Here is a 3047-nt window from a genome sequence, read left to right as displayed (position 1 = left end):
TTCTCTCAAAACTAGATAACAGTAAGCATACATTCAAATTGGTTAAGTCCTCGATCGATTAGTATCTGTCAGCTCCATGTGTCGCCACACTTCCACCTCAGACCTATCAACCTGATCATCTTTCAGGGATCTTACTTCCTTGCGGAATGGGAAATCTCATCTTGAGGGGGGCTTCATGCTTAGATGCTTTCAGCACTTATCCCGTCCGCACATAGCTACCCAGCGATGCCCTTGGCAGAACAACTGGTACACCAGCGGTGCGTCCATCCCGGTCCTCTCGTACTAAGGACAGCTCCTCTCAAATTTCCTGCGCCCGCGACGGATAGGGACCGAACTGTCTCACGACGTTCTGAACCCAGCTCGCGTACCGCTTTAATGGGCGAACAGCCCAACCCTTGGGACCGACTACAGCCCCAGGATGCGATGAGCCGACATCGAGGTGCCAAACCTCCCCGTCGATGTGGACTCTTGGGGGAGATAAGCCTGTTATCCCCGGGGTAGCTTTTATCCGTTGAGCGATGGCCCTTCCATGCGGAACCACCGGATCACTAAGCCCGACTTTCGTCCCTGCTCGACTTGTAGGTCTCGCAGTCAAGCTCCCTTGTGCCTTTACACTCTGCGAATGATTTCCAACCATTCTGAGGGAACCTTTGGGCGCCTCCGTTACCTTTTAGGAGGCGACCGCCCCAGTCAAACTGCCCACCTGACACTGTCTCCCCGCCCGATAAGGGCGGCGGGTTAGAAGGTCAATACAGCCAGGGTAGTATCCCACCGATGCCTCCACCGAAGCTGGCGCTCCGGTTTCCAAGGCTCCTACCTATCCTGTACAAGCTGTACCAACATTCAATATCAGGCTGCAGTAAAGCTCCACGGGGTCTTTCCGTCCTGTCGCGGGTAACCTGCATCTTCACAGGTACTATAATTTCACCGAGTCTCTCGTTGAGACAGTGCCCAGATCGTTGCGCCTTTCGTGCGGGTCGGAACTTACCCGACAAGGAATTTCGCTACCTTAGGACCGTTATAGTTACGGCCGCCGTTTACTGGGGCTTCAATTCGCACCTTCGCTTACGCTAAGCGCTCCTCTTAACCTTCCAGCACCGGGCAGGCGTCAGCCCCTATACTTCGCCTTACGGCTTCGCAGAGACCTGTGTTTTTGCTAAACAGTCGCCTGGGCCTATTCACTGCGGCTCTCTCGGGCTTGCACCCTAACAGAGCACCCCTTCTCCCGAAGTTACGGGGTCATTTTGCCGAGTTCCTTAACGAGAGTTCTCTCGATCACCTTAGGATTCTCTCCTCGCCTACCTGTGTCGGTTTGCGGTACGGGCACCTCTCACCTCGCTAGAGGCTTTTCTTGGCAGTGTGGAATCAGGAACTTCGCTACTATAATTCGCTCGCCATCACAGCTCAGCCTTCACGGGAAACGGATTTGCCTATTTCCCAGCCTAACTGCTTGGACGCGGATATCCAATACCGCGCTTACCCTATCCTCCTGCGTCCCCCCATTGCTCAAATGGTGAGGAGGTGGTACAGGAATATCAACCTGTTATCCATCGCCTACGCCTTTCGGCCTCGGCTTAGGTCCCGACTAACCCTGAGCGGACGAGCCTTCCTCAGGAAACCTTAGGCATTCGGTGGAGGGGATTCTCACCCCTCTTTCGCTACTCATACCGGCATTCTCACTTCTAAGCGCTCCACAAGTCCTTCCGGTCTTGCTTCACAGCCCTTAGAACGCTCTCCTACCACTGTTCGAAGAACAGTCCGCAGCTTCGGTGATACGTTTAGCCCCGGTACATTTTCGGCGCAGAGTCACTCGACCAGTGAGCTATTACGCACTCTTTAAATGGTGGCTGCTTCTAAGCCAACATCCTGGTTGTCTAAGCAACTCCACATCCTTTTCCACTTAACGTATACTTTGGGACCTTAGCTGGCGGTCTGGGCTGTTTCCCTTTCGACTACGGATCTTATCACTCGCAGTCTGACTCCCAAGGATAAGTCATCGGCATTCGGAGTTTGACTGAATTCGGTAACCCGGTAGGGGCCCCTAGTCCAATCAGTGCTCTACCTCCGAGACTCTTACCTTGAGGCTAGCCCTAAAGCTATTTCGGAGAGAACCAGCTATCTCCAGGTTCGATTGGCATTTCACCCCTACCCACACCTCATCCCCGCACTTTTCAACGTGCGTGGGTTCGGGCCTCCATTCAGTGTTACCTGAACTTCACCCTGGACATGGGTAGATCACCTGGTTTCGGGTCTACGACCACGTACTCAATTCGCCCTATTCAGACTCGCTTTCGCTGCGGCTCCGCATCTTCTGCTTAACCTTGCACGGGATCGTAACTCGCCGGTTCATTCTACAAAAGGCACGCCATCACCCGTTAACGGGCTCTGACTACTTGTAGGCACACGGTTTCAGGATCTCTTTCACTCCCCTTCCGGGGTGCTTTTCACCTTTCCCTCACGGTACTGGTTCACTATCGGTCACTAGGGAGTATTTAGCCTTGGGAGATGGTCCTCCCGGATTCCGACGGAATTTCACGTGTTCCGCCGTACTCAGGATCCACTCAGGAGAGAACGAAGTTTTGACTACAGGGCTGTTACCTCCTATGGCGGGCCTTTCCAGACCTCTTCATCTACCTCGTTCCTTTGTAACTCCGTACAGAGTGTCCTACAACCCCAAGAGGCAAGCCTCTTGGTTTGGGCTGGTCCCGTTTCGCTCGCCGCTACTCAGGGAATCGCATTTGCTTTCTCTTCCTCCGGGTACTTAGATGTTTCAGTTCCCCGGGTCTGCCTTCTCATATCCTATGTATTCAGATATGGATACCACTCCATTACGAGTGGTGGGTTTCCCCATTCGGAAATCTCCGGATCAAAGCTTGCTTACAGCTCCCCGAAGCATATCGGTGTTCGTCCCGTCCTTCATCGGCTCCTAGTGCCAAGGCATCCACCGTGCGCCCTTTCTAACTTAACCGTTAAAAAGAATCACTACGTGATATCTTGCATTACTAATTGAATGTGAATTACTTCTGTTATCTAGTTTTCAAAGAACA

1 rRNA gene is annotated in these 3047 nt (G+C 52.9%); it reads right to left on the bottom strand.

The window, feature by feature from the left end:
* Positions 1 to 38 precede the first annotated feature (38 nt).
* A 23S ribosomal RNA gene (locus tag NQS30_RS21240) occupies positions 39 to 2968 on the bottom strand.
* Between the last annotated feature and the right edge of the window lie 79 nt (positions 2969 to 3047).

This window comes from Bacillus sp. B1(2022) (genome assembly GCF_040259625.1).
GTDB classification, from domain to species: domain Bacteria; phylum Bacillota; class Bacilli; order Bacillales; family Bacillaceae; genus Bacillus; species Bacillus velezensis.
This window is presented reverse-complemented; position numbering and strand designations above follow the sequence as displayed.